The sequence below is a fragment of the Enterobacter cloacae complex sp. SHL012 genome, assembly GCF_049237505.1.
Lineage (GTDB): Bacteria > Pseudomonadota > Gammaproteobacteria > Enterobacterales > Enterobacteriaceae > Enterobacter > Enterobacter kobei.
This window is the reverse complement of the sequence record NZ_JBMKIZ010000001.1, coordinates 259,940-286,214: the sequence shown is the minus strand read 5'-3', so window position 1 is coordinate 286,214 and position 26,275 is coordinate 259,940. Positions and strand designations below refer to the sequence as shown.

At 53.9% G+C, this 26,275-nt stretch carries 26 protein-coding genes and 2 pseudogenes; 16 read left to right on the top strand and 12 right to left on the bottom strand.

Features of this window, described 5'->3' with window-relative positions:
- Positions 1–18: 18 nt before the first annotated feature.
- Entirely contained in the window at positions 19–450 is a 432-nt protein-coding gene (locus tag ACOTY9_RS01455; protein WP_014883680.1) for a universal stress protein, read from the bottom strand.
- Positions 451–738: 288 nt separating this feature from the next.
- On the opposite strand from ACOTY9_RS01455, the gene ydfZ reads away from it, so the two are divergent.
- Entirely contained in the window at positions 739–942 is a 204-nt protein-coding gene (gene ydfZ, locus ACOTY9_RS01450) for a putative selenium delivery protein YdfZ (RefSeq protein ID WP_014883679.1), read from the top strand.
- Between the two features lie 43 nt (positions 943–985).
- Here ydfZ and ACOTY9_RS01445 read toward each other — a convergent pair whose 3' ends face one another.
- The 5 genes from ACOTY9_RS01445 to ACOTY9_RS01425 form a co-directional block, all read right to left on the bottom strand.
- A complete protein-coding gene (locus tag ACOTY9_RS01445; protein ID WP_047626284.1) occupies positions 986–2,449 on the bottom strand; it encodes a mannitol dehydrogenase family protein in 1,464 nt (487 codons plus the stop codon).
- Between the two features lie 219 nt (positions 2,450–2,668).
- Positions 2,669–4,036, bottom strand: a complete 1,368-nt coding sequence (locus tag ACOTY9_RS01440) for an MFS transporter (RefSeq protein WP_014883677.1) — start codon at positions 4,034–4,036, stop codon at positions 2,669–2,671.
- A gap of 70 nt (positions 4,037–4,106) precedes the next feature.
- On the bottom strand, positions 4,107–5,129 hold the full coding sequence (locus ACOTY9_RS01435) for a Zn-dependent oxidoreductase (RefSeq protein ID WP_348565540.1): 1,023 nt from the start codon (positions 5,127–5,129) through the stop codon (positions 4,107–4,109).
- A 14-nt stretch (positions 5,130–5,143) separates the two neighbouring features.
- Entirely contained in the window at positions 5,144–6,358 is a 1,215-nt protein-coding gene (rspA, locus tag ACOTY9_RS01430; RefSeq protein ID WP_014883675.1) for a starvation-sensing protein RspA, read from the bottom strand.
- 110 nt (positions 6,359–6,468) lie between these two features.
- Complete coding sequence (locus ACOTY9_RS01425; RefSeq protein ID WP_023330304.1) at positions 6,469–6,795, bottom strand: YnfA family protein; 327 nt, start codon at positions 6,793–6,795, stop codon at positions 6,469–6,471.
- A 152-nt stretch (positions 6,796–6,947) separates the two neighbouring features.
- On the opposite strand from ACOTY9_RS01425, the gene ACOTY9_RS01420 reads away from it, so the two are divergent.
- On the top strand, positions 6,948–7,286 hold the full coding sequence (locus ACOTY9_RS01420; RefSeq protein WP_008502414.1) for a DUF1283 family protein: 339 nt from the start codon (positions 6,948–6,950) through the stop codon (positions 7,284–7,286).
- Positions 7,286–7,846, top strand: a complete 561-nt coding sequence (gene speG, locus ACOTY9_RS01415) for a spermidine N1-acetyltransferase (RefSeq protein ID WP_014883673.1) — start codon at positions 7,286–7,288, stop codon at positions 7,844–7,846. Before ACOTY9_RS01420 ends, speG begins: the two co-directional genes overlap by 1 nt.
- A 100-nt stretch (positions 7,847–7,946) precedes the next feature.
- Here the strand turns inward: speG and ACOTY9_RS01410 are convergent, their stop codons facing one another.
- A complete protein-coding gene (locus tag ACOTY9_RS01410; RefSeq protein WP_348565541.1) occupies positions 7,947–8,657 on the bottom strand; it encodes a YnfC family lipoprotein in 711 nt (236 codons plus the stop codon).
- A gap of 106 nt (positions 8,658–8,763) precedes the next feature.
- On the opposite strand from ACOTY9_RS01410, the gene ACOTY9_RS01405 reads away from it, so the two are divergent.
- From ACOTY9_RS01405 to ACOTY9_RS01385, 5 genes are all read left to right on the top strand, one after another.
- Complete coding sequence (locus tag ACOTY9_RS01405) at positions 8,764–9,057, top strand: DUF1161 domain-containing protein (protein ID WP_023330302.1); 294 nt, start codon at positions 8,764–8,766, stop codon at positions 9,055–9,057.
- Between the two features lie 131 nt (positions 9,058–9,188).
- Complete coding sequence (gene ynfE / locus ACOTY9_RS01400) at positions 9,189–11,627, top strand: selenate/tellurate reductase subunit YnfE (RefSeq protein WP_348565542.1); 2,439 nt, start codon at positions 9,189–9,191, stop codon at positions 11,625–11,627.
- Between the two features lie 93 nt (positions 11,628–11,720).
- Complete coding sequence (gene dmsD / locus ACOTY9_RS01395; protein WP_014883669.1) at positions 11,721–12,335, top strand: Tat proofreading chaperone DmsD; 615 nt, start codon at positions 11,721–11,723, stop codon at positions 12,333–12,335.
- Positions 12,336–12,774: 439 nt separating this feature from the next.
- A complete protein-coding gene (asd, locus tag ACOTY9_RS01390; protein WP_348565543.1) occupies positions 12,775–13,893 on the top strand; it encodes an aspartate-semialdehyde dehydrogenase in 1,119 nt (372 codons plus the stop codon).
- A gap of 149 nt (positions 13,894–14,042) precedes the next feature.
- Positions 14,043–14,267: a hypothetical protein gene (locus tag ACOTY9_RS01385; RefSeq protein WP_014883667.1), complete on the top strand. Its 225-nt coding sequence runs from the start codon at positions 14,043–14,045 to the stop codon at positions 14,265–14,267.
- Position 14,268: 1 nt separating this feature from the next.
- Here the strand turns inward: ACOTY9_RS01385 and ACOTY9_RS01380 are convergent.
- Positions 14,269–14,537 (bottom strand): annotated as a pseudogene (locus ACOTY9_RS01380) (MipA/OmpV family protein); the annotation flags it as partial.
- Positions 14,538–14,593: 56 nt separating this feature from the next.
- On the opposite strand from ACOTY9_RS01380, the pseudogene ACOTY9_RS01375 reads away from it, so the two are divergent.
- A pseudogene (locus tag ACOTY9_RS01375) lies at positions 14,594–14,806 on the top strand (sensor histidine kinase); the annotation flags it as partial.
- 198 nt (positions 14,807–15,004) lie between these two features.
- Positions 15,005–15,484, top strand: a complete 480-nt coding sequence (locus tag ACOTY9_RS01370) for an RrF2 family transcriptional regulator (protein ID WP_023330297.1) — start codon at positions 15,005–15,007, stop codon at positions 15,482–15,484.
- Between the two features lie 65 nt (positions 15,485–15,549).
- On the opposite strand, the gene oqxB is transcribed toward ACOTY9_RS01370, so the two are convergent.
- Positions 15,550–18,702, bottom strand: a complete 3,153-nt coding sequence (gene oqxB, locus ACOTY9_RS01365) for a multidrug efflux RND transporter permease subunit OqxB (protein ID WP_348565544.1) — start codon at positions 18,700–18,702, stop codon at positions 15,550–15,552.
- Between the two features lie 24 nt (positions 18,703–18,726).
- The gene (locus tag ACOTY9_RS01360; RefSeq protein WP_047344089.1) at positions 18,727–19,902 is read right to left on the bottom strand and encodes an efflux RND transporter periplasmic adaptor subunit; all 1,176 of its coding nucleotides are present in this window, start codon (positions 19,900–19,902) and stop codon (positions 18,727–18,729) included.
- Between the two features lie 336 nt (positions 19,903–20,238).
- On the opposite strand from ACOTY9_RS01360, the gene ACOTY9_RS01355 reads away from it, so the two are divergent.
- The gene (locus ACOTY9_RS01355) at positions 20,239–20,592 is read left to right on the top strand and encodes a helix-turn-helix domain-containing protein (protein WP_014883647.1); all 354 of its coding nucleotides are present in this window, start codon (positions 20,239–20,241) and stop codon (positions 20,590–20,592) included.
- Positions 20,593–20,661: 69 nt separating this feature from the next.
- The gene (locus ACOTY9_RS01350; protein ID WP_014883646.1) at positions 20,662–20,976 is read left to right on the top strand and encodes a YebG family protein; all 315 of its coding nucleotides are present in this window, start codon (positions 20,662–20,664) and stop codon (positions 20,974–20,976) included.
- A gap of 11 nt (positions 20,977–20,987) precedes the next feature.
- Here the strand turns inward: ACOTY9_RS01350 and catA are convergent, their stop codons facing one another.
- Both catA and ACOTY9_RS01340 read right to left on the bottom strand, forming a co-directional pair.
- A complete protein-coding gene (catA, locus tag ACOTY9_RS01345) occupies positions 20,988–21,662 on the bottom strand; it encodes a type A chloramphenicol O-acetyltransferase (RefSeq protein WP_421637293.1) in 675 nt (224 codons plus the stop codon).
- A 113-nt stretch (positions 21,663–21,775) separates the two neighbouring features.
- Positions 21,776–22,660 carry a LysR family transcriptional regulator gene (locus ACOTY9_RS01340; protein WP_045269514.1) on the bottom strand — a complete coding sequence of 295 codons (885 nt, stop codon included), beginning with the start codon at positions 22,658–22,660 and terminating at the stop codon, positions 21,776–21,778.
- A 114-nt stretch (positions 22,661–22,774) separates the two neighbouring features.
- On the opposite strand from ACOTY9_RS01340, the gene ACOTY9_RS01335 reads away from it, so the two are divergent.
- The 4 genes from ACOTY9_RS01335 (at position 22,775) to hxsD (ending at position 26,196) form a co-directional block, all read left to right on the top strand.
- Complete coding sequence (locus ACOTY9_RS01335; protein WP_047028290.1) at positions 22,775–23,902, top strand: alpha/beta hydrolase; 1,128 nt, start codon at positions 22,775–22,777, stop codon at positions 23,900–23,902.
- Between the two features lie 50 nt (positions 23,903–23,952).
- Positions 23,953–25,134: an MFS transporter gene (locus ACOTY9_RS01330; RefSeq protein WP_047028291.1), complete on the top strand. Its 1,182-nt coding sequence runs from the start codon at positions 23,953–23,955 to the stop codon at positions 25,132–25,134.
- Positions 25,135–25,458: 324 nt separating this feature from the next.
- On the top strand, positions 25,459–25,773 hold the full coding sequence (locus ACOTY9_RS01325) for a hypothetical protein (RefSeq protein WP_071922275.1): 315 nt from the start codon (positions 25,459–25,461) through the stop codon (positions 25,771–25,773).
- 45 nt (positions 25,774–25,818) lie between these two features.
- Positions 25,819–26,196, top strand: coding sequence for a His-Xaa-Ser system protein HxsD (hxsD, locus tag ACOTY9_RS01320; protein WP_248196546.1), 378 nt, complete (start codon positions 25,819–25,821; stop codon positions 26,194–26,196).
- Positions 26,197–26,275 lie beyond the last annotated feature (79 nt).

The following is a 26,275-nucleotide window of genomic DNA, read 5'->3' as shown; positions in this document are numbered from 1 at the left end:
TTGGGCGCGGCGTTGGGTTTAGCGAACTACTAACACCGGAATCGTGGCGTAGCGCAGAATGGATTCCGCATTCGATCCCAGCAGATGGGTGGTGATGCTCGGGTTTTTCGACCCGATGACAATCGCATCGTATTTCCCCTCCTTGCTCAGCTTGATAATTTCATCGCGAACGTTGCCAAAACGAACCATGCTGTGAATATTCTCTGGGGCAATATCAAACAGTCTTTTTAATTCGTTCATTTTCTTCGCGGATTCCGCGGTCATATACTCTTCAAACTTTTTGATATCGGCATTGAACCCGCGCAGGAGAGACCGACTGCTGGCAGGCAGAATGTTGACCAGGGTAATTGATGCCCCCTCTGCCTTTGCAAGGCTTGCCGCGTGGCGAACCGCTTTGTCGCTCAAATCCATTTCAAACACATCTACAGGCATCAAAATGTTCTTATACATAAGCCTGACTCCTTATTCCGATGAAAGGGTTATTTCCTGTACCCAGAATGGCAGCAGAAATATAAACCAATCCTAAACGCTTCCATGTTGAAACTATCAATAAATGAAAATAACGGTCTGCTTTGTAAATTGCTGTCGCGAACCGTCAGCACCTCATATCATTAAGAAAAAAGTGTGACTTTGATCAAAAACAAAAACATCACTTGCAGACAGGCGTATTTATATGCCCCGTGAACGGTGAAACCTGAAATACCGCCGTAACGGATAAGTTAGAGAGGAGAAAATACCATGATGACATACGACCGTAACCGCAATGCAATTACCACTGGCAGCCGCGTGATGATTAGCGGCACAGGCAAAACTGGCGTGATTAAAGCGATCCACAGCGACGGGCTGGATGCCGCGCAGGTGCGCCGCAGCAAAACGGTGGAAGTGGAAGGATGCGAAGGTAAGTTCGAGCCGATTGAGCTGATTCGTCTGGGTATGCACTAAGTTGTGCGCTGACATGCCGCCGCACACGGCGGCATGTACTGAATTACCGTTGAGACGCGTACTGCGCCACGGTAGCTTTCGCGCCCTTTTGCACCAAAGACCGGTACGCGGTCATCACCGCATCAACAAAGACCGTCTCACGCGGTAATTCTTTGCCAAAGATAGACTCAATGCCGAGCAGCGCACGCACGCGGCTTTCCCCTTCAGCACTTCCCTTCACTGCCGCCTGAATCACCGCCAGCTGCGGATCGCTCACCTCGATGGCATTACCCTGCTCATCCACTCCGCCGACATAGCGCATCCAGCCCGCCACGCCCAGCGCCAGCAGGGGGAAAGGTTTCTGATGCACCAGATGCCAGCGCACGGAATCTAACATGCGTTGCGGGAGCTTCTGACTGCCGTCCATCGCGATTTGCCAGGTGCGATGACGCAGAGCCGGGTTGCTGTAGCGGGCAATCAGCAGATCGGCGTAATGTCCTAAATCGACGCCTTTCACCTTCAGGGTCGGCGCCTGCTCGTGGAGCATCAGCGCGTGAGCCGCAACGCGGTAATTCTCATCTTCCATGCAGTCGTTGATATGCTGATAACCGGCCAGATACCCCAGGTAAGCCAGGAAGGAGTGGCTGCCGTTAAGCATGCGCAGCTTCATCTCTTCAAACGGAATGACGTCTGATACCAGCTCGGCCCCGGCTTTTTCCCACGCAGGACGCCCCGCCACAAAGTTGTCTTCGATCACCCACTGGCGAAAGGGTTCACAGGCCACGCCCGCCGGATCACGCACGCCAGTGAGCTGTTCGATTTTATCCAGCGTATCAGGCGTGACCGCAGGTACGATGCGATCCACCATGGTTGACGGGAACGTAACGTTAGCCTCGATCCAGTCCGCCAGCTCACCGTCTACCGCCCGGGCATAGGAGCAGGTTACGTTGCGCATCACATGACCGTTTTCCGGCATGTTGTCGCAGGACATCACGCTAAAGGCCGGTAACCCCGCCGCTTTGCGACGCGCCAGCGCTTCCACCACCACACCCGGTGCGGACGTCGGCTGATGCGGGTTTTGCAGGTCGGCGGCGATGAATGGATGATCGAGCATCAGTTGCCCGGTTGCGGGAGAGTGACAGTAGCCCTTCTCGGTAATGGTCAGTGAAACAATCGCCACCTGCGGTTCGCACATCGCTGCCAGTACGGTCTCCAGCCCGTCAACCTGCGCGTGGTGGGCCTTTTTGACCACGCCCACCACGCGGGATGTCCACGCTTCGGCGGACATCTCCGCTACGGTATAGAGGTTATCCTGCGCCTTCAGGTCGGCAATTTGCTGCTCGCCGCCAATCAGGTTGACCTCACAGTAGCCCCAGTCGCTGCCATAATCAGACGCGAGGATGTCGGCATACACCGCCTGATGCGCGCGGTGAAAGGCGCCAAATCCTAAATGAACAATGCGTGCTTTAAGGCTGTCGCGATTGTACTGAGGCAGCGTCGCTTTGGCCTGTAATAACGTGTTTTCCATGATTAAGACTCGTTAATTAGAAAGCTGTGGATCGCTGCCGCTTGTTATAAAGCGGCAGCGTCTGCTGACTACACCAACTAGAATGGCAGTTGGGGTAAAAAATCTCTGCCATCCACCATACTGATACTGCCATTTGAGATTTTGATTTATATTAACTTTTGTTCAGGTGGTGTGACACAAAGGCAAAGTTGTGTGACAAGTCACGCAGGCTGTATACCATTACCGCCGTGACGATACCGTGCCGTAGGCCACAGGCTCTTTTGGCGTGGCCTCCGCAGCATCTTCCGCTGCGCTCAAATCACGATCCCGCACTTCGGGCATCAGGCAGGCCGAGACCAGACCAATCACTGAGTAAGCCACCAGCATGGCCACAATCGGCCACCAGGAACCGGTCATGTTACAGAAGATCCCCGCCAGCACCGGACCAAACCCCACCGCCACCAGACCGCCCGCCTCTTTGGAGATAGCCATCCGGGTAAAGCGATTTCGCGAGCCAAACATCTCCGCCATGGTGATATTTTCCAGCGCAAACAGCCCCAGTACCGCGAAATTATGGATAACGATGATGGAGAGCATAATGGTTCCCGGCGCATAGCTTTTATCGACGATGATCGACAGCATCGGGTAGGCCAGAATAATGGCGGAAATATTAAGGATAATGTACGGCAGACGGCGTCCCACTTTATCGGACAGCCAGCCCAGCAGCGGGATAGAGATAAACCCAAGAATGGAGCTTATCATCAGCGCGTCGGTGGGAATGGCTTTATCGAACAGCAGCGTCTGGACCAGATAACCGGCCAGAAACGTCTGAATCAGACCCGAGTTGCCCGCCTGACCGAAACGCAGACCGGTCGCCAGCCAGAAAGATTTACTTTTCACCATGGCACCTAACGATGTGTCCGGCTGCGCGGTTTGAGCATCGTTCACTTTCTCAAAGACCGGGCTTTCCTTGAGGTTCATACGCAGCCAGATGGCAAAGATCATCACCACGACGCTGGCGAGGAACGGCACGCGCCAGCCCCAGGCGAGCAGCTGTTCGCGGTCGAGGGCAAAGAACATAACGGCCCAGATAGCGGTCGCGCTCAGCGTCCCGCAGTTAGTGCCCATCGCCACCAGCGAGGAGATGATGCCGCGTTTACCTTTCGGTGCGTACTCCGCCAGCATGGTCCCGGCCCCGGAGATCTCTGCCCCTGCCCCGAGTCCCTGAATGATGCGCAGCGTCACCAGCAGTACGGGCGCGAAAATCCCGATCTGTGCATAGGTGGGCAGCACGCCAATCAGCGTGGTGCAGATCCCCATCATGGTGATGGTGATAAACAGTACCTTTTTACGGCCAATGCTGTCGCCCATGCGACCAAAAATAAAGGCGCCGACGATACGCGCGATATAGCCTGCGCCGTAGGTTCCCATCGCCAGGATCAGTGCCATCGCAGCGGACTGTTCCGGGAAGAAGATTTCATGAAATACCAGGGCGGCCCCCAGCGAGTAGAGCTGGAAATCCATGAACTCCAGCGCGGTGCCCAGCCAGCCTGAAACGGCGGCTTTCACCAGATCGGAGGTGGTTCTTTGAGGTTGTGCTTGCGTCATAATGGCTATCTCTGAAAGGTAAGATGCGTACCACATAGAGCCCGTCTTCGCGGGCTCTTCACCGCGTGAATTATTCTGGGTTGAACGTGAGCAGGACCTTGCAGCACTGCCTCTGGTCTTTCTCAAACAGTTCAATGGCGTCTGTTACATGGTGATAGTCAAAGGTATGGGTGATCAGTTTTTCCGGGTCGATCAGTCCTTTTGTCAGCCAGTCGATGACGACCGGGAATTTATTGGCGTTCAGGCGCGAGGAGAAAATCGCCAGCTCTTTGCCGGTGATGCCCTGCTGAACAATCTGGCTCGGTTCGCTGGAGAAGCCCATCAGCACGATGCGCGCCGCCGGCGAGGCCAGGGTTATCGCTTCCTGTAAAATGGACGGATGACAGGCGGCATCAATGATTAACGTCGGTTTGATGCCTTTTTCGTCCAGCGCGGCCTGCAACGACTGCTCGCCGTTATTAAAGACCCAGTCCGCGCCGCTGCGCTGGGCCATTGCCAGGCGTTCGTCTATGCGGTCAACCACAATCACCTGTTTCACCTTATAGACGCCCTTCAGCGCCTGCACGGTGACCAGCCCCATCGGGCCTGCGCCGTAGATCAGCGCCACGTCCTGTTCACCAGGGTTGGCCTGCCCCGTCACGTTGGCGGCAATGGTAAATGGCTCAACCATGACGGCGTGTTTATCCGGGATCGCATCCGGGATGCGCCAGGCATTTTTTGCGGGTACCGTTGCATATTCGCTGAAACCGCCGTCGCGGTGAACGCCCAGCACCACCAGCGAGGTGCAGACGTTTGGTTTTCCGACGGAGCACGGGTAGCAGTGTCCGCAGCTGATCACCGGGTCAACCGACACGCGTTCTCCTGACCGGGACGGATCCACGCCCTCGCCAACGGCATCGATCACGCCAAAAAACTCGTGGCCAATCACGCGCGGATACTTCGCAAACGGGTTATGGCCGCGGTAGATGTGGCTGTCCGAACCGCAGATCCCGGCGAGTGAGATTTTGACGCGCACTTCGCCTGCGCCTGGCTGCGGGCGTGGACGCGCTTCAATGACCAGCTGGTTCGGCTGTTGAATGACTATGCTTTTCATCGTTCGCTCCTCGTTTACCAGTTCCACAGCGTACCGTCTTCAAGACGTGCCACCGGCAGGTACGCCGGATCGTACGGGTATTTCGCCGCCAGTTTCTCGTCAAACTCAATGCCCAGCCCTGGCTTGTCACCCGGGTGCATATAGCCGTTATCAAAGCGCCAGCTGTGCGGGAAGACGTCGAGCATTTGTTCGGAATAGCCCATATATTCCTGCACGCCAAAGTTCGGTACCCACAGGTCAAAATGCAGCGCGGCGGCATGACACACCGGCGACAGATCCGACGGGCCGTGCGAACCGGTACGTACCTGGTAGAGCGACGCAAAGTCAGCGATGCGACGCATGCCGGTGATGCCGCCCGCATGCGTGATTGTGGTGCGGATATAGTCGATAAGCTGCTCTTCGATAAGCTGCTTGCAGTCCCAGATGCTGTTAAACACCTCGCCCACCGCAATGGGCGTGACGGTGTGCTGGCGAATAAGACGGAAGCAGGCCTGGTTTTCGGCAGGCGTGGGATCTTCCATCCAGAACATGCGGAAGTCTTCGATGCTCTTACCGAAGCGCGCCGCCTCAATGGGCGTCAGACGGTGGTGCATATCGTGCAGGAGGTGTTCATTGAAGCCAAATTTACTGCGCACCGCGTCGAACAGTTTGGGTGTGAAATCGAGGTATTTCTCGGTCGACCAGAGCTGCTCTTCCGGCCAGTCGCCTTTGGTGGCAGGCTCGTAGGCCAGCCCTTTTCCTTTCGACATGCCGTAGGTGGTTTTCATACCCGGCACACCGCACTGCACGCGGATCGCCTTGAAGCCCATCTCTTTATGACGCGCGTAATCTTCCAGCACGTCGTCAATGGTGTGACCGGTCGTGTGGCAGTAGACCATCACGCCTTCACGGGAGGCGCCGCCCAGCAGCTGATAGAGCGGCATATTGGCCGCTTTGGCTTTGATGTCCCAGAGCGCCATATCAACGGCGGAGATGGCCGACATGGTGACCGGTCCGCGACGCCAGTAGGCGCCTTTATAGAAGAATTGCCAGATATCTTCGATACGGTGCGCGTCGCGGCCAATTAACTGCGGGCAAAGGTGATCCTTCAGGTACGAAGCGACGGAGAGCTCGCGTCCGTTCAGCGTAGCGTCACCGAGGCCGACAATCCCGTCATCGGTGGTGATTTTAAGGGTGACAAAGTTCCGCCCCGGGCAGGTAACAAATACGTCAGCCGCGACAATCTTCATAGTTCCTTTCCTTACATCGTTCGTTGTGATGCCGGAAATTTACTCAATTGCAATACTACCATACAAGTATAATGATCATGAAATCAGCGAGCGATCACAAAACCGGGGGCTCAGGCCCGCCCCCATCCCGCCACGATAATTAGCATCCCGCACAGAGCAATTAGCGCGCCGGCCCAGTCATAGGCGCTAAGCCTGACGCCGTCCACCACGCGTAACCACAGCAGCGCGGTACAGACATATACACCGCCGTAGGCCGCGTAGACGCGCCCACTTGCCGCCGGATGCAGCGTTAACAGCCAGACAAAAAGAGCAAGCGCGACGCCCGCCGGGATCAGCAATAATGCGCTACCTCCCTTCTTCAGCCAGAGCCAGGGCAGGAAGCAACCGATGATTTCGCAGAGCGCAGTGGCAAAAAAAAGCAGCGTGGTTTTGAGCATATTTCACTTCAGGTGAGGATTTATTTAAACATCATACCCGATGATGGCGTTAACTTTTCCATACCTGCGCTGCGGGTATGCCGTCTTTTCTCTTTGGTGTAGAATCTGTAAGGGGTTACTTGATTATCTGCACCCATTTAAAAGGAAACGCTATGACAACATTAAGCAAACGCCTTTGTCTGACAGCCCTGCTGGCGCTGTCATCGTTCGCTTTTGCCGCCTCTGCGACAGCCGAAACCAGCAAACTCATTATTGAGTCTGGTGACAGCGCGCAAAGCCGCCAGAACGCCGCCATGGACAAAGAACAATGGAATGACACCCGTAGCCTTCGTCAGAAGGTCAACAAACGTGCTGAAAAAGAGTGGGATAAAGAAGATGTCGCTTTTGACGCACGCGATAAGTGTCAGCAAAGTGCAAACGTCAATGCCTACTGGGAGCCTAACACCCTGCGCTGCCTGGACCGCCGCACTGGCCGTACGGTAGCCCCATAATGTCGGCTTCGTGTGACGTTAAGCTCCGTCCGCTGGAGCGTGAAGACCTGCGCTTTGTCCATCAGCTCGACAACAACGCCAGCGTGATGCGCTACTGGTTCGAAGAGCCTTACGAGGCCTTTGTCGAGCTGTCGGATCTGTACGACAAACACATTCACGATCAGAGCGAACGTCGTTTTGTGGTGGAGTGTGGCGGCGAAAAAGCCGGGCTGGTGGAGCTGGTTGAAATCAACCACGTTCACCGTCGGGCAGAGTTCCAGATCATCATTTCGCCTGAGCACCAGGGGAAAGGCCTGGCCTCACGCGCGGCGAAGCTGGCGATGGATTACGGATTCAACGTTCTGAATCTCTACAAGCTGTACCTGATTGTGGACAAAGAGAACGAGAAAGCGATCCATATCTACCGCAAGCTGGGCTTTATGGTGGAAGGCGAGCTGATTCACGAGTTCTTTATCAACGGTGAATACCGCAATACCATCCGCATGTGCATCTTCCAGCATCAGCACCTGGCCGGGCATAAACCCTCAGGCGCCAGCCTGCTGAAACCAACCGCGCAGTGAGTTTGATGATACCCCCTGTCATCAACAATTGCGCCGTCTTTCTTGCCGGGTGGCGCTGCGCTTACCCGGCCTACATTGTGCAATAATATCAATACATTGCTCAGTAGTATTCAATCGTGTTTTTGATGGTGTACTTGCGCTCAACGGCGGGCTTGACGCTGTCGTCGGTGATGATCAGATCGCAGCTCACCGGATTGTTGTGTCGATCGTAGTCGCAGCTCTGCTTCACGTTACCCAGCGGCTTGTCGTTTAACAAACTCACTGCCGAGTAATCCATCCTTTTGCGTACGTCTTTAGACGGTGTCGACTGGACAGACAAATGCTGATCCCCGGAGACGGTGGTTTTGCCCAACGGGTAACCATCGGCATCATAGCGGTATTTCACTTCCATCTCTTTGCCGTGCGCCGCCACCACGAAACCGTTATCGTCGGTATCCCACGTCACCCCGGCTGACGGCAGTTCGGCCAGCTGGCATTTCCCCTGCAGCTTCACTTTGCGCTGCTGGGTTTCGGAATCAATGTAGTAATTCGCATCCAGCACCAGCGCCACGCCGGTGTTGGCCTCCAGGTCGTGCAGTTCCAGCGTATCGAAACACCCTTCTGTCGACACGGTGCCCGTCACCCGTTTAGACACTTCGCCCTTCTCGTTGAACAGCGTCTGGGTAAAGTCTTTAACCGGGCCGCGCAGGGGGTCAAAATCAAATTCGTTCGAGAAACTCGCCATCTCCGGCGTAAACGACAGTGGTGCGGAGTTGTTGTCACACCCCACGAGAGTGGCTGCCAGGAGCGTTATCGCTGCATATTTCTTCACATTGATTACCGTACAGAGAGATTATTCCCAATCATATTAGCAAATACAGTTGTTTACACGAAGCCTGCTAAAATTAATGTCTACACACAGAGAAAAGGAGCGACAGATGAAACGGTTACCCTGGATTACCGCCCTGCTGTTAATGAGTGCTTCAACGGCCGCCCTGGCGGCACCCGATTCCTGCGAGCGCGTGAAAAGCGATATTCAGCAGAAGATCATCAACAACGGCGTGCCGGAGTCAGGGTTCACGCTGAACATTGTGCCGAACGATCAGGCCGATCAGCCGGACGCACAGGTGGTAGGCCATTGTGCCAACGACACCTTTAAAATTCTGTACACCCGCACAGGGAGCGGAGCGGCATCCGCCAGTCAGGATAATGCGCCAACTGAACCGCAGTAATTTCCCCTCAATCCCCTTTGATTTGATAAGGATTAATATTTACTACCCCTAAATCAGTAACACTCACCCCACCATTAGCCCGGTTATCATTTCGGGAAAAATAATACGCAATTACATTGGTGGGGTGAGCCATGTCCGATATCGAACATCACGGCGGGATTAGCCGTCGAACACTCGTGAAATCTACGGCGATAGGATCGCTGGCGTTCGCCGCCGGTAGCGTCTCATTGCCTTTTGGCGTGAAACGCGTTGCCGCCGCAGTGCAAAGCGCCACGAAACCTGCTGACGATAAAGTCGTCTGGGGCGCCTGCTCGGTTAACTGTGGCAGCCGCTGCGCATTGCGTCTGCACGTCCGCGACGATGAGGTGTACTGGGTCGAAACGGATAACACCGGCGAGGATATCTACGGCAATCACCAGGTTCGCGCCTGCCTGCGCGGACGTTCTATTCGCCGTCGCATCAACCACCCTGACCGTCTGAACTACCCGATGAAGCGCGTGGGCAAACGCGGTGAAGGCAAGTTCGAGCGTATCAGTTGGGATGAAGCGCTCAACACCATCACCGCCAGCCTGAAAGACGTGGTCGCCAGATACGGCAATGAAGCGGTGTACATCAACTACTCCTCCGGGATTGTCGGCGGCAATATCACCCGCTCCTCCCCTTACGCGTCGCTGGTGGCGCGCCTGATGAACTGCTACGGCGGTTTCCTGAGCCATTACGGCACCTACAGCACGGCGCAAATCGCCTGCGCAATGCCTTACACCTACGGCAGCAATGACGGTAACAGCACCTCGGATATTGAAAACACCAAACTGGTGGTGATGTTCGGCAACAACCCGGCGGAAACGCGCATGAGCGGGGGCGGGATTACCTATTATCTTGAGCAGGCTCGCGAGCGGTCCAACGCGCGTATGATTGTCATCGATCCGCGCTATACCGACACGGCAGCCGGACGTGAAGATGAATGGATCCCGATTCGTCCAGGGACCGATGCCGCGCTGGTGGCCGGTCTGGCATGGGTAATGATTAACGAAAATCTGGTCGACCAGTCTTTCCTCGACAAGTACTGCGTCGGCTACGACGAAAAAACGCTGCCGGAAGGCGCGCCGGCTAACGCGCACTACAAAGCGTATATTCTCGGCCAGGGCGATGACGGAACGGCGAAAAGCCCGGAGTGGGCCTCGCGCATTACGGGCATACCGGCCGATCGCATCGTTAAGCTTGCCCGGGAGATCGGTTCTGCGAAGCCAGCCTATATCTGCCAGGGCTGGGGTCCACAGCGTCAGGCGAACGGCGAATTGACGTCCCGCGCCATCGCGATGCTGCCGATCCTGACCGGCAACGTAGGGATCAACGGCGGTAACAGCGGCGCGCGTGAGTCGACGTACACCATCACCATCGAACGGATGCCGCTGCCGGAAAACCCGGTCAAAACGCAGATCTCCTGCTTTAGCTGGACGGACGCCATCGCCCGCGGACCGGAAATGACTGCCCTGCGCGACGGGGTGCGCGGTAAAGATAAGCTGGATGTGCCGATTAAGTTCATCTGGAACTACGCGGGTAATACCATCATCAACCAGCACTCCGATATCAATAAAACCCACGATATCCTGCAGGATGAAAGCAAGTGCGAAATGATTGTCGTCATCGATAATTTCATGACGTCGTCAGCGAAGTATGCCGATATCGTGTTGCCGGATTTAATGACCGTCGAGCAGGAAGATATTATTCCTAACGATTACGCCGGGAACATGGGCTACCTGATTTTCCTCCAGCCCGTCACCGCACCGAAGTTTGAACGCAAGCCCATCTACTGGATCATGAGTGAAGTGGCGAAACGTCTTGGGCAGGATATCCATCAGAAATTCACCGAAGGACGGACGCAAGCGCAATGGCTGCAGTATCTGTATGCCAAAATGCTCGAAAAAGACCCTCAACTGCCGTCCTATGATGAGCTGAAGAAAATGGGCATTTATAAGCGCAAAGATCCGAACGAACACTTTGTGGCGTATAAAAAGTTCCGCGAAAACCCGGAAGCCAATCCGCTGAAAACGCCATCGGGTAAGATTGAAATTTACTCGAGTAAGCTGGCTGAAATTGCAGCGACCTGGGAACTGGCAAAAGACGAAACCATCAGCCCTCTTCCCGTCTATGCCTCAACATTTGACGGTTGGGATGCCCCCGCGCGCGCGCAGTATCCTCTGCAGCTGTTTGGCTTCCATTTCAAAGCCCGTACCCACTCTAGCTACGGTAACGTTGACGTGCTGAAAGCGGCCTGCCGCCAGGAGGTCTGGCTTAATCCTCTCGATGCCGAAAAACGCGGCATTAAGAACGGCGATACGGTGCGCGTGTTTAACGATCGCGGTGAGGTGAGAATTGAAGCGAAAGTCACGCCTCGCATCATGCCCGGCGTGAGTGCCATGGGCCAGGGCGCCTGGCATGACGCCAATATGGATGGCGATCGTATCGACCACGGCTCCTGCATCAACACACTGACGACCCATCGCCCGTCTCCGCTGGCCAAGGGCAACCCGCAGCACACCAACCTGGTACAGATTGAGAAGGTATAAGGGGTGAAACGGATGGCCGTGGTTTATTCTATGGTGTGTATTACTGATTAACACAGTCGCGCGGGCGTGCCCCGCGCAAGCAAGGAAGGTTTAATGAAAGACGTCTTACAGCGTGAATCGTTCGCGTTCAGCGCCCGGGTGCTGGGCGCGCTGTTTTATTTCGCTCCTGACAGCGAGCAGACTGCGCCCCTGGTGCAGGCCCTTATCGCCGGCGAATGGGTTCAGGACTGGCCCCTGTCTCCGGAAACGCTGCAGCCCGTTGCCGATACCTTTGCCACGTCTTCCGATGAGCCGCTGACGGACGCCTGGCAACGGTTGTTTATTGGCCCTTATGCCCTGCCCGCTCCGCCGTGGGGTTCCGTCTGGCTGGATCGCGAATCCGTGCTGTTTGGTGACTCAACCCTTGCGCTGCGCCAGTGGATGCGTGAAAACGGCATTGCTTTTGAGATGCAGCAGAACGAACCGGAAGATCATTTCGGTACCCTGCTGCTGCTGGCGGCGTGGCTGATTGAGAATGGCCGCGATTCGGAGTGCGACCAGCTCCTGGCGTGGCACCTGCTGCCGTGGAGTACCCGCTTCCTGTCGGTATTTGTCGACAATGCGGGTCATCCGTTTTACACCGCGCTGGGCAGGCTTGCGCAGCTGACGCTGGCGGACTGGCGATCCGCGCTGGTTATCCCTGTTGCGGAAAAGACGCTGTATCGCTAAGGGATGTGATGAGGTGTTGAGATTGTCCGCTTGCGGTCTTGCTTGTGCCGGAAGCGGATTTTTTAAAAAAAGATAACAGATAAACCTCTTCATCCAGGCAGGCGAATTCCTCATTTTTATTTCCTCAACCTTAACCATTCAGAGCCCTTCTTAGCCCTTAATGAAAGCGACGTAATATGCGTGGCTCGTATGTCCGCAATTGCTCTAAATGCTTAACGCTCATTACTTATGTATGACGCGCCAGCCTATGATTATTTATTTAATACCAGGTGATTGCGAATTTTTTGCCTGGTTTAGCTATAAAAATCACTGATGCCGTATGAAACATTTTAATAATGATTAAATCTGATGCCATACGTAATGACCTTCAACTTTAGATGCGATATAACGTCCCCCGAACACAAATTAACAATATCATAACATTACGAAGGTTAAGCAAATGAAGCAGGTTGGCATCGTCGGTTGGCGAGGAATGGTAGGTTCTGTTTTGTTACAGCGAATGGTCGAAGAGAACGACTTCGACGGTATTTCTGTGCATTTTTACAGTACTTCAAGTGCAGGTGCCGCCGGTCCTGTCATTGGTGGCGTCGGCTATACGCTAAAAGATGCTAATTCAATCAATGCCCTGTCCGAAATGGATATCATTATAACCTGTCAGGGCGGTGATTATACTAAAGCAATATATCCTGATTTGATTGATCATGGCTGGAAAGGCTACTGGATTGATGCGGCCTCAGCGTTACGGATGGATGAGAAAGCCTCTATTATTCTCGACCCCGTCAATCGTTCTAATATTGATCGTGCAATCAAAGAAGGAATTAAACTTTTTGTTGGTGGCAACTGCTCCATCACCCTGAGTCTTATGGGGCTTGCTGGACTGATAAAGGCTGACTTAATCGAATGGATGAGCGTAATGACGTATCAGTCTGCATCAGGTGCAGGGGCTAAATATGTTAGAGAATTAATCGCTCAAAGCGCATATATCAGCCAGCATTTATCCTCAGATGAACTCATGTCATCAGGATCGGTGCTTCCTTTAGTCAATAAAGTCAGTGAGCTTATTAACAGTGCTGACATGCCCATCCAGAATTTCGGCGTACCTCTTATGGGCAGCATCATTCCATGGATTGATAGCGATTTAGGCGATGGGAATAGCCGCGAAGAGTGGAAAGGTGAGGCAGAAACGAACAAGATTCTTGGGCTTTCTCCAGGTACAATCCCGGTAAACGGTTTGTGTATTCGTGTCGGCGTGATCCGGTGCCATAGTGCTGCCATCACCCTGAAGCTCAAGCGTGAAGTCAGCGAAAAAGAATTCGCAAGCTTAGTAACGCATTCCCACCCCTGGGTTAACTACGTACCCAATAACAAGGATGAAAGTGTCAGTCGATTGACCCCAGCTTACATCAGCGGTTCGCTACAGGTTGGCGTTGGCCGTTACAAAAAAATGTCCCTGAATAATGACCCTATTTACTCGGTTCTGACGGTGGGCGATCAGCTATTATGGGGGGCGGCAGAACCGTTGCGCCGGATGTTGAATATTTTGCTTGGCAAAATATAAGTCGAATTTTACGAGTAAAACATCTCGTGACGGAATCACTGCAAATCCACCAGAGCGAAAACGAATATTAACCCTACATTTAGTGGTTGCTATGTGAAGGTAGTTCATCCATCCTGCTTGTAACCGCGGGCAGGACGGAGTCACATTTTGTGGGTAATCCAATCCTTGAGAAAACCATCGTCATCTTTCTTCTCATCTTGTGGATAATCAGTGCATTCAGGGCCAGGAAAAGAAAATGTTCTGACCCCGCTATTGAAGCAGCTGATGCCAGAGAACGCCATGAATGGCGCTATTTCAGATGGGGGTTCCGGACGATACAAGTGGCAGCGACAATATATATCTTTGTTCAGCTGTTTCAGGTATTAATGAGATAAGATACGTCACTTGCAAACTCCCCGTGGGCGACGTTTTTCGTTGCACAATCGGGTTATCGCCTGCCTCTCCCGTCAACTGCGTTACGCCCGCTGCGGCAAGCACGCTCCAGCGGGCGGTGAGCTTGTGGTTCCAGTCAAGATCCATCGACCAGGCGTAAATCCATGCACCGGCGTCATGTCGGGCAAACCCCGATGCCGCCGACTGGGCATCGCTCACGCCATAAACGTTTGCATATACTTGCTGGAGCCCTAACTGCCTGTCAGCGCCAGCGCTCCGCATTTTACGCACACCTGACGATCTCTCCCCCTTAAAAGCCGTACCACAGCACAGTGAGGCGCGCATTGACGCCGCGAAGGAGTCCATGCCGCTAACGTCGCTCATACCGGAGCGAATGGCCGAGCTGGAACCGTTAGCCTCAGCACGCAGAATTAAACTGGAATTCTTCGCCGAGGAGAACATCCGGATTAGCGGCGTCAGGCAAAGTTTGATATCGCTGATAGACAATCTCATTGAAAATGCCGTGAAGTACAGCCCTGAGTGCGTCCGCAGAAGGTGGCCTCCTGGTGACGGTTGCCTTCCCGAACCGCACGTTTAGCTAAACCAGAACAGGGTGTTTGATCGCAAATGCCGCAGATTGCTTCAAAAAAATTACCCTATTTGTTATATTGTTGTTTATTGCTTATTCACCTCTGCGGTGCCAAAAAGAACAAGATTCACCGCGACCCAGGACAGAGAAATGTTAGATTACCGCTTCCCGACAGCTTTGCAGATGGTCCTCAGCGTAGCGATGGCGGAGCAATTAGGTAAACGTTCGACGAGTGGCGTTCTGGCCTACGGCCTGGAAGCCAACCCGAGCTTTATCCGCAAATTGATGGTTCCCCTTACGCGTGACGGAATTATCGTCTCCACGCTTGGCCGCAACGGCTCCATTCATCTTGGGCGCCCGCCGGAAGAGATCACCCTGCGTGACATCTACCTTTCGGTCACTGAAGATAAAAAGCTGTGGGCGTCGCGTCCTGACGTACCGGCTCGCTGTGTGGTCAGCGCTAACGCCTGCTGGTACTTTAAATCGGTATCCGAAGAAGCTGAGCAGGCTTCGCTGGCGGTATTAGCCCGACACACCGTGGCAAGCGCGCTGGAAGAGGTCAAAAAAGCCGATAGCAGCGGCTGTGATCCGGTACCTGAGCTTATGGCCCAGTATAAAGAAACGTTTTAACGATTGATCTGATGTGAAAAAAAGCGCCTTACTGTGAAGGCGCTTTTTTGTTTTCTGCAACATCCCTATGCAGGCAGAACCTCCCTTTCCTCTTTACCGCGCGTAACGAATTTACGCAGCGTCACGTAAAACACCGGCGTCAGGAACAGACCAAACAACGTGACGCCCAGCATCCCGGAGAAGACCGTAATCCCGGTGACACCGCGCACTTCTGCGCCCGCGCCGTGGCCAAGGATCAGCGGAATGGTTCCGGCGATGAAGGCAATGGAGGTCATCACAATCGGGCGTAAACGCAGGCGGCAGGCCTCCAGCGCGGCTTCCATGATACCTTTGCCCTGAATTTCCAGCTCGCGGGCAAACTCCACGATAAGAATCGCGTTTTTACACGCCAGCCCCATCAGTACCACCAGCCCTACCTGCACGAACACATTGTTATCGCCACCGGTCAGCCAGACGCCAAACAGCGCGGACAACATTGTCATCGGCACGATAAGGATCACCGCCAGCGGCAGCGTCCAGCTTTCATACAGTGCCGCCAGCACCAGGGAGGCCAGCAGCACCGCGACCGGGAAGACGATCAGCGCCGTATTACCTTGTGTCGCCTGCTGGAAGCTCAGATCCGTCCATTCAATATTCATTCCGTTCGGCAATATCTGCTTAGACATACCTTCCAGCTGCGTCATCGCCTGGGCAGAGGAGAGTACGCGCGGGTCGGCATCGCCAATCAGGTCAGCCGCCGGGTAGCCATTGTAGCGGATCACCGGATCCGGCCCGTAGGTGGTGCTGATCTTAACCATACTGCCAATCGGCACCATTTCACCCTGGTTATTACGGGTACGTAAGTTCGCAATATCCTCCACGCTCTCGCGGTACGGTCCGTCGGCCTGCGCCATTACACGCCAGGTACGCCCGAACTGGTTGAAGTCATTCACATAAGACGAGCCCAGATAGGTTTGCAGCGTACCGAACAGATCGGTCAGCGACACGCCCTGCGCTTTCGCCTTGTCACGGTCAACCTGCACGTCCAGCTGTGGAACGTTGGCCTGGTAGGTCGAGATCGGGAAATGCATCCCCGGCGTCTGCATAATCGCACCGGACATGGTATTCACCGCGTTCTGCAATGCGCCATAGCCAAGACCGGCACGATCCTGAATGTACAGGGAATAACCCGACCCCTGCCCCAGCCCCAAAATCGGCGGCGGCAGAATGGAGAAGCCAAAGCCCTGCTGGATTTGCGCAATTTTCGCATTGATTTCAGCGTTAATTTCCGCAGCACTGTGTTTACGCTGGTCGAACGGCTTCAGGCCAAAGAAGACCGTCCCGGTGTTCGGCGTATTGGTGAACTGCAGCGCATTCAGACCCGGGAAAGCAACCGCATAGTCCACGCCTTCGGTATTCATCCCGATTTCGCTCATTTTGCGGATCACCGCATCAGTACGCGCCAGCGACGAGCCTTCGGGCATTTTCACGCCACCAATCAGGTACAGCTTATCCTGTGTCGGAATAAAGCCACCGGGAACCGCTTTAAACATGACGCCTGCGGCACACAGCAGCAGCAGATACACCACAAACACCGCGCCACGTCGGCCGAGCGTTTTACCCACCAGCCCCTGATAGCCAGTCGAGCTACGATGGAAAAAGCGGTTAAACGGTCGGAAAATCCAGCCGAACAGACGATCGATAAGCCGGGTCGGGAAATCTTTCGGTGCGCCGTGCGGTTTTAACAGCAGAGCAGCCAGCGCTGGCGAGAGCGTCAGCGAGTTGATAGCGGAGATCACCGTCGAAATGGCAATCGTTACCGCAAACTGTTTGTAGAACTGGCCGGTGACGCCAGAAAGGAACGCCATCGGCACAAACACCGCGCACAATACCAGCGCAATCGCGATAATCGGCCCGGACACTTCACGCATCGCCTGATGCGCTGCCGCAAGCGGAGCAAGCCCCTCTTCGATATTTCGCTCGACGTTTTCCACCACCACGATGGCATCATCCACCACGATACCGATAGCCAATACCAGCCCGAACAAACTCAGGGTATTAAGCGAAAAGCCCAGCAGGTAGAGAACGCTGAACGTCCCCACGACCGAAACCGGCACCGCGATCAGCGGAATGATCGACGCACGCCAGGTTTGCAGGAAGAGGATCACTACCAGCACGACCAGCACTACCGCTTCCAGCAGCGTTTGCACCACCGCACGGATGGAATCGCGCACGAATACCGTCGGATCGTAAGGTGCCGCCCACTTCATATCTTCCGGGAAACGGGTGGACAGTTCCGCCATTTTAGCGCGCACCGCGTTAGACAGATCGATGGCGTTTGCGCCAGGAGACTGGAAGATACCGATCCCGACCGCGTCTTTATTGTTAAGCTGCGAACGCAACGCATAGCTGCCCGATCCCATTTCAATACGCGCCACGTCGCGCAGGCGTACCAGCGACCCGTCCTGAGACGTTTTGAGAATGATATTGCCAAACTCTTCTTCGGTATGCAGACGCCCCTGGGCGTTAATGGAGATCAGGAAATCGCTCTCCTTCGGCAGCGGCTCGGCGCCCAGCTGCCCGGCCGACACCTGCACGTTTTGCTCCTGCATCGCCGTGACGACATCCGAGGCGGTCAGCCCGCGCGCCGCTACTTTATTGGGATCCAGCCAGACGCGCATCGCGTATTCGCCTGAGCCAAAAATCTGGATCTGGCCGACACCGGGCAGACGCGCCAGTTCGTCCTTCACTTTCAGCGTGGCGTAGTTGCGCATATACAGAGAGTCGTATTTACCGCCAGGCGAAAACAGATGCACCACCAGGGTCAGCGTAGGAGACTGTTTCTGCGTCGTGATGCCCAGACGGCGCACATCCTCCGGCAGACGCGCCTCGGCCTGCGCCACGCGGTTTTGTACCTGAACCTGCGCCTGATCCGGGTCGGTTCCCGGACGGAAAGTGACGGTCGTCACCAGCACGCCATCAGAACCCGCGACGGATTTCATGTACATCATGTTCTCAACGCCGTTGATCGCCTCTTCCAGCGGCGTCGCCACGGTCTCAGCAATCACTTTCGGGTTGGCGCCCGGGTACTCCGCGCGCACCTGCACGCTTGGCGGTACGACATCAGGGTATTCGCTCACCGGCAACAGCGGGATGGCGATTAATCCTGTGATAAAAATCAGAATCGACAGGACGGCAGCGAAAATCGGCCTGTCGATAAAAAAGCGGGAAAAGTCCATGGGTAGGATTCTCAGGTCAGATGATCAGTTGAGGGCGGTGCTGGCGGTCATGGCGACGGTTTTCGCGTTAACCGGCATACCCGGCATAAACACTTTTTGTAAACCATCGACGATGACTTTATCGCCGGGTTTCAGCCCCTGCTGCACGATGCGTAAGCCGTCCGCCAGGCGCCCTGGCGTAATATCGCGTCGCTGTGCTTTGCCCTCTTTATCCACGATATAAACATATTTGCGATCCTGATCGGTCAGCACCGCTTTGTCGTCAATAAGCGTGGCCTGGAATTCAGCGCTGCCCGGCAGGCGAACGCGAGCGAAAAGGCCCGGCGTGAACTGACGCTGCGCGTTATCCAGCAGCGCGCGCATACGGATCGTACCGGTACTCGGCGCCAGCTGATTATCCAGGAAATCCACTTTGCCCTGATGGGGATACCCTTCCTCACCCGCCAGGCCAATTTCAACCGGTAGTGCAGTGTGATTGCTGGACGCCCCCTGCCCGCTGCGGGCGAGGTTTTGATAGTGGAGGTAGGTTGACTCATCCACGTCAAAGTAGACGTACACCGTCTTCTGCGAGACCAGCGTTGTCAGCACGCTGGCGCTGTCGCCCGCCGTGACCAGATTACCGCTGGTGATCAACGCGCGGCTGGCGCGGCCATCAATCGGTGCCGTTACTTTCGTGAAATCGAGGTTAAGCTGCGCGGCGTCTACCGCAGCCTGCGCGGCGCGAATATCGGCCTGCGCCTGAATGGCGGCCGCACGGCGCTGCTCCCACTCTTCACGGGATACCAGGTTGGTATTGATGAGTTTATCGGTACGGTTAGCCTCGCTTCGGGCCAGGCTGGCCTGCGTTTTGGCTCTCTCCAGCGTCGCCTGCGCCTGCTCCAGCGCGGCACGATAGGTTCTGTCATCAATCGTGAACAGCACCTCACCCTTTTTCACCTCCTGGCCGTCGGTGAAATTCACTTTGTCGATATAGCCAGAGACGCGGGGGCGAAGCTGAACGCTCTCCACGGCTTCGATCCGGCCGTTAAAGCTATCCCACTGACTAATGGATTTCACAACCACATCAGCAGCATTGACGGCGGGCGCAGGGGGTGCAGCATTTTGCGCGACGCTGTTATCACATCCGACAAGCAACAGGGAGAGCAATATCGCTCCCAGCGCATGCAGAGGTTCGTTTCCCCAGGTTTTTTGCAGGCTCATTATTTTTATTCCGGTAATTGTAGCCGCCGGGCAAGACGCGGCAGGAGGCACCGCGCCACTTCCTTTGTCCGGGCTGGCTTAAGGCCATTTGTGTCGTTCATCGCCACAAAACTGTAACAGTTGCGAATACACTATTCGCGGCGATTGTAGGAAGGCGCTTAACTAAGTGCAAGAATAATTGTTGCACTTTATGTGCTATTCGGTCGGATGTTAAAAAGGCCCGTTTCAGGTAAGGATTTAAATGCAACAATAAAACTTGCAATTACTGCAAAAACGCGCCAACTTTAAATGCAACAGATAAAGATACCATTTAACAGGCTGCGTGGAGGTAACCCGATGAACACGGGCGCATTTATGCATGATTTACTCGACTGGATCGACAACAACCTTGATAGCCGTCTGGATATTGAGTCCGTCGCCAGGCGCTCCGGCTATTCGAAATGGCACCTTCAGCGACTGTTTAAAGAACATACGGGCTACCCTCTCGCCGGATACATTCGCGCGCAAAAGCTGCAAAAATCCGTTGAGCGCTTAACCCACAGCGACGAACCGATTCTGAACGTGGCGATCGCGTTGGGTTTTGACTCTCAGCAATCCTTCAACCGCAGTTTTAAACGGCAATATGGCCAGGCTCCAGGCGCATGGCGGCGCAGTGTGGCCTGCCGTGAAACCCAGCAGGCGCACACGTAACGCACATTTTGCTGCAACTTTTTCCGGCCTCTGTTATACTGTACATAAATACAGTATGAGAGGTGCGTGATGGCTGTTGAAACAAAATATGTTGTCGTAAGAAAAGGTGAAGAGAAAATGACATTTGCCAGTAAGAAAGAGGCTGACGCTCACGACAAACTGCTTGATATGGCAGAGGCGTTTACCGACTGGCTTTTGCAAAGCGGAATGCAGATGGATGAAACGCAGGCTGAAGATCTTGGTCTGTATCTCGCCGAGCAGAAAGATGCCGTGCAGCATATTTTGCGAACCAGTAAGCTCCCGGCTCTTGATACCCCTGCTGACGATAAAACCGAGTCAGGTGCAGCTGACAGTAAAAAAATCAGGGCGGTTAAAGCGGCCTGATGGCCACATCATCATTCCTGTTGCCCGGTCTGCTGTGGTAACGCATCGCAGACCTCTTGTAACTCATTAAAAAACCTTGCCACATGGAAACCATCGCAGACAGAATGATGTACCTGAACGGCGAGAGGTAATAATACCCTGCCCTCTTGCTCGTAATATTTTCCAAGCGTAAACATAGGGGCAAAAAAGTTTTTCATATTAGACACGCTAACGCTAAAGCTCGTAAAACTTACCCACGGAATGCCGGATATAAAAAAGATATTTTCCCTGGATTCTTCTTTTGGCCAATACGCAAGTTTATCGCCATAGCGAGCCATGTCTTCAGAATAGGTTTTCTGAAAGTGCTGTATATCGCCATCGTAATGACTCCATAATGATGAAAAGGTCTCTGTTTCATTATGGAAAATCGTATAATTTGGATGAATTTCATTCCATATGACAAGCTCATTGTCCTTCATGGCCATACGGAATTCTGGGTGACGGTTAACGACTTTAGCAACGAGAAAAATAATCGTCGGATAAAACTTCCAGCCAACGTTTTTAATATGGCTTAGCAGCACGGTAATATCGACCAACACAGTCTGGTTAAACGTCGATTGAGCAAACCCCTGAAATACCTCAAAATGCTCCTTTCTTGCCCAACGGGATAAATCAACAGCCGTATATTCCGGGATTATTTTTTCCATTTTTAAGCCTTTGTTGAGCAAGCAGATCTTGATGTTAGCCTAAGTTTTTTTCCTGACTTAAGCAAGCAGGGGCCTGTCGTTCACATGTCGAAGAAAAAACACGTTCACAGAAATCACATTTTCAGCGTATCAATAACTGCCCTCAAAGCCGGCGATACGTTGCGGTGCGGATAATAAAGATACAGCCCGTCCATGCGCAGGCTATAGCGCTGCAATACGCGGATAAGCGCTCCTTTTTCAAGATCATCAGCCACCAGCTCAAGCGGAACATAAGCCAGCCCAAGCCCAAGACGGGCGGCTTCGGCTTCCATATAGCTGTCTGACAATGCCCACTGCCCTTCTGGCCGATGGGTGATTTTTTTCCCGTCCTCGACCAGTTCCCACTGATAATCACTTCCATCAGCAAACTGATAGGCAATGCAGGGATGCGCCACTAAATCAGCTGGCGTCTGGGGAAAGCCATAACGCCTGAAGTGCCCCGGTGCAGCCACTACGGCCATTTCCATATCGGGCGTGATGCGCACCGCAATCATTCCCTGACTGACCTCAGCTCCCAGCCTGACACCCGCATCAAACCGCTCGGTGATGATGTCGACGAAGCGGCTCTCATTTATGAGTTCCAGCCTGATATCCGGGTAACGCTGTTTAAAAATGGCGAGCTTTGGCAGCAGGCATTTGTCGATGGCGTGCTGACTGGCGTTAATGCGCACCGTGCCGGACGGTGTCTGACGATAATGTGCGAGGGTCGCCAGACCCGAATCAAGTGCATCGAACGCGGATTCGGCTGTCTGATAGAGCTGCTCTCCGGCGTGGGTTAACGACAGCTTACGCGTGGTGCGAACGAGAAGCTGGACGCCCAACCGCTCCTCCAGCTCGCGCACCGAGCGGCTCACCCCGGATTGCGCCAGCCCAAGCCGCTGCGCAGCCGCGGTGAAACTTCCCTCCCGCACCACCTGCATAAACAGATACAGCTCATTGTAGTTTTCTCGCTTCGCCATTACGCCCCGCAATTCATAACAATTTGATATTAATTCTAGCAGATTATGGCCTCTAATCAGCACTCATTCTGCTAACTATAATGGCCGCAACACAACACCGCAGGGTATCGATACATGAAAATATTCACCCAAAAACTGTCTGTTGCGATGCTGCTATGCGCATCATTAAGTGGAGTGACAACCATGAGTTATGCAGAAGCCACCAATCCTAACGCCCCCGTCTCGATGGTCACAACCTGGGACAAAACCTTTGCCAAAAGTGACCGGGTTGACCACCGTAAGGTCTCCTTCCAGAACCGTTACGGTATTACCCTGGTAGGCGATCTCTATCTTCCTAAAAACCGTGGCGACCGTAAGCTGGCAGCGATTGCCGTCAGCGGGCCATTTGGCGCGGTCAAAGAGCAGTCCAGCGGTCTCTACGCGCAGACTCTGGCGGAAAAAGGGTTTGTAACCCTGGCGTTCGACCCTTCCTGGACGGGCGAAAGTGGCGGTCAGCCGCGCAACGTCGCGTCACCGGACGTCAACACCGAAGACTTTAGCGCCGCGGTTGATTTCCTGGGCGTGCAGAAAGAGGTCGACCGTAACCGCATTGGCATCCTTGGGATCTGCGGCTGGGGCGGTATGGCGCTGAATGCGGCATCCATGGATACGCGCATCAAAGCTGTCGCCACCAGCGTAATGTATGACATGAGCCGGGCGATGGGTCACGGCGTAGGCGACGGCAAAGATCGTTATTCTTCGGCAGATCGCCATGCTGTGCTGCAATACCTGAATGAACAGCGCTGGAAGGATGCCGGGAACGGCACCTTTGCACAGGGCGGCCATGACATTTATGTTGACGAGAACGGCAAAGTGACCGCATCAGAACGTATTTTGCCAGAAGCCTTGCCCGCCAACCCGAATCCGGTGCTGAAAGAGTTTTATGACTACTACCGCATGCCGCGTGGCTTCCACGCGCGTTCCGTCAACTCAACCGGCGCATGGACGGCAACTATGCCGCTCTCGTTCATGAACATGCCGCTGCTGAGCTATGCCGGAGAGATCGCTATCCCGACGCTTATCGTGACCGGCGAAAAGGCGCACTCCCGTTATTTCGCCGAAGATGCGTTTAACGCGGTCGGCAGCAAGCAGAAAGAACTGGTGATTGTCCCGGGCGCAAACCATGTCGATCTCTACGACAATGCTGCCGGGAAGATCCCATTCGCACAGTTTGAACAATTCTTTAAAAACAGCCTGAAATAAACCTCCCTGCTGCCCGTTTCGACGGGCGGCTCTCTTCGCGAAATCAGACGATGTCCACATTAAACCACACCACTTCACAGCATGAGGAACATGCGTACTGGGGAGGCATTTTTGCCATGACCCTTTGCGTATTCGTCCTGATTGCCTCGGAATTTATGCCCGTGAGCCTGCTCACCCCGCTTGCCGCAGATTTAGGCGTGACGGAGGGGCTTGCAGGCCAGGGCATTGCTATCTCCGGCGCGCTGGCGGTACTGACCAGCCTCTTCCTCTCCCGGCTTGCCGGGAATATGAATCGTAAACACCTTCTGCTGGGCATGACGATACTGATGGCGCTCTCGGGGCTCATTATTGCCTTCGCCACGAACTATCAGACGTATATGACCGGTCGCGCGCTGATCGGTATCGCCATCGGCGGGTTCTGGTCCATGTCGGCGGCAACGGCTATTCGCCTGGTTCCCCATCATCAGGTCACGCGCGCGCTGGCTATTTTCAACGGTGGTAACGCGCTGGCAACGGTCGTGGCCGCCCCGCTAGGCAGCTACCTGGGTGCAACCATTGGCTGGCGCGGTGCCTTCCTTTGTCTGGTGCCCGTGGCAATCGCCGCATTCCTGTGGCAGTACGTTAGCCTGCCAAATATGAGCGGGCGTAAAAACGGTGCGTCAGGTGAAGGCGTCTTTCGGCTATTTCGCCAGCCTGTCGTATCCGTCGGTCTGATAGCCTGCAGCCTGTTCTTTATGGGACAGTTTGCGCTGTTTACCTATGTGCGCCCATTTCTCGAGACCGTCACGCACGTCAGCGCCTCCGGGCTATCGCTGATTTTGCTCGCCATCGGCATTGCCGGATTTGTTGGCACCCTTCTCGTTACTCTGGTTCTGAACGCGGCGTTTTACCTGACGTTAATAGCGATTCCACTGCTGATGGCCGCCATCGCTGGCGCGTTGATTTTGACCGGGCATAACGTGTGGATTGTTGCCCTGCTGTCAGGCTTGTGGGGAATGCTGGCGACGGCAGCACCGACGGGCTGGTGGGCGTGGGTCGCCCGAACGCTACCGGAGGATGCCGAAGCGGGCGGAGGGTTAATGGTCGCGGTGATCCAGCTCGCCATTGCACTGGGTTCAACGGCGGGCGGTATGGTGTTTGATCGCCTCGGCTGGCAGAGCACGTTTGCCCTGAGCGGCATAGTGCTGCTTTGTGCGGCTGCGTTGACGTTTATCACATCGCGTTATAAATGAGCGATACGATGTTTTGACCGAGAATTGTGCGATAAAATTTTTAATGTATATATTAGCCTTCCGTTAATTGGATGTTCCATCTCTGGCTAAAATTAACATTATCGATAGCAGGCTATTCATATAAAAAATGAATTAATTTCACTAAGTGCATAATTAATGCTTACATGTTCCCTTTCAATTTCCAATTTGAAATCAATCTATTTACTCGCTGCATGATTAAAATCAAATAACAAACATAAATATTATCCCGAACGAATATCACAGTGTCTTATCATATTCACGATAACAATCCTGTTATCTCTCGTTCTATGATAAGGATTACAGATGAAAGCATTGCCAAAAGTCGTAAAAGGCTCTGTCAACGAACTTTCAGGTAAAAATATCGTACCTGTCGTTGCGGGTATTGTTGCTGGGGTGATAGCGGGTGCGAGCGCCCCAGCGTTCGCCAGCAACAGTACACCAGTAATTGCACCAACGCACTCCAAGGTTGCCGCCAGCAACAGCGTACAGCAACCTGGTACGTCTGTTTTACTGGCTAAACCTTCTCTGGAAGGACAAGCATTCGCGGCGCATTACAGCCACTCAAGTCATGCAAGCCATTCCAGCCACTATTCCTGCACGCCTGGTTCAACGTGCTAACACTCATGGCCAGCTGCAGGCTGGCCATTCCGGAAGGAGATGCTCATGGATAACCTCAAACATGGAAAGAATGAATTAGGGGAATATTTTTTGTTACCCCTAAACAAAAAACTCTATAGCCGTGAAGCTATAATGAAAACATGCTACTCGTTTACCGATGATTTCTTCATTCATGCCGTCAAATCAGAAAATGAAGATGTTGGTATCTATATCTACCAAAAAAACGACAGCGTTAATGATATGAATTCCGTAGCAAAGCGCTTTTTACATTTACTTCATGAAAATCAGATGCGTCAAATCATTCATGATGAAACTTCAGCCTTACATGAAGAGATCGTCAGGAAAGCATTCTCCCCGGCCGCCGTGTTTGTTGAAAAACGGGTACAGGCTGACACTCAAGATATTTTAAAATCGGTAGTATAAGACGATGATAATCAAGCTTGACCCACATTTTTATACTCAGGGCGCTATAGAGAATATAGCCCAACAATTCAATGATTAT